We start from the raw sequence: 1,010 nt of genomic DNA, 5'->3' as shown, positions 1-1,010 counted from the left end.
CTGGGATCGCGCGTCCGAACGGATCGTCAGCTATCGATAACTCAAGCTTCTTGCCAAATCACTCAGACGATTTTGTCGCCATCTCGGACTCTCGCCAAGGATGGTCTCGGAATCTGACGCTTATGAGCGATAGATCTTCCCTTGTCGCCAAGTGTATTCCCACCGGCTCGACCGCGGATAGAAAGCCCCTTCGGCGTCACCCATTACCAACGTTAAGGTGTCATGTTGGTGGTGACGCATTTGGCCATGGCAGAATCAAATCGCCACGATGCAGACCAAGCGCCGGCCGACGTCACTGATTCCCTTCAGTTCGTAGTGATCGTGTCTGCCGACGCGGAGTGGGATGCGGTCGCGGAGCTGTTTCCCGATTCCACGATGGATCGATCCGCGTTCGGTCAGTTCTTCCACGGCGCGATCGCGGGGCGGCGGGGAGTCGTGATGCAAGGCGGCTGGGGCAAGATCGATCGATCCAGCCGCAGTTCCCTCTGGATACGTCTGAATTACAGGCAAGGTCGTTCGTGTCCGCGAGCCGCGCCTACTCCGTGCGCAGCGCCACCATCGGATCGACGCTGGCGGCGCGGCGGGCGGGAATCGCGCTCGCCACGAGGCCGGCGAGCCCCAACGCCATCAGCGCCACGAGGAATGCTCGCGGGTCGTTTGCCTGGGTGCGGAACAGGAAGCTCTCGGCGGCTGCACTTAGGTACCACGCCCCGACGCTCCCAATGAGCAGACCGGCCGCGACCAGCAGGCAGGCTTTCGTCATCACCATGCCGACCACTTTGCCGCGTGTCGCTCCGAGGGCCATTCGGACGCCAATCTCGCGCGTGCGCTGCGATACCACGTAGCTTAAGACACCGTAGATTCCGACGGCAGCGATTACCAGCCCGAGCAAGCCAAACAGGCCGAGCAGCAGCATGGTGAGGCGGCGCTGTGCCACGTGCCTGGCCATCAGCTCCTCCATCGCCTGCACGTTGCGCAGCGGCACGTCTGGCAGGACAGCCAGGACGGCT

The 1,010-nt window shown here is 62.6% G+C and carries 2 protein-coding genes; both read right to left on the bottom strand.

Translation table 11 applies throughout. The annotated features are described in order from the left end of the window. Positions 1–255 precede the first annotated feature (255 nt). On the bottom strand, positions 256–510 hold the full coding sequence (locus GEV06_28660; protein ID MPZ21820.1) for a hypothetical protein: 255 nt from the start codon (positions 508–510) through the stop codon (positions 256–258). A 25-nt stretch (positions 511–535) separates the two neighbouring features. Next, a partial coding sequence (locus GEV06_28655) for an FtsX-like permease family protein (protein MPZ21819.1) occupies positions 536–1,010 on the bottom strand: 475 nt, incomplete at its 5' end.

This window comes from Luteitalea sp., from assembly GCA_009377605.1.
GTDB lineage: Bacteria > Acidobacteriota > Vicinamibacteria > Vicinamibacterales > Vicinamibacteraceae > WHTT01.
Note: the sequence above shows the minus strand (reverse complement) of the source record. Positions and strands in the feature narration are given on the sequence as shown.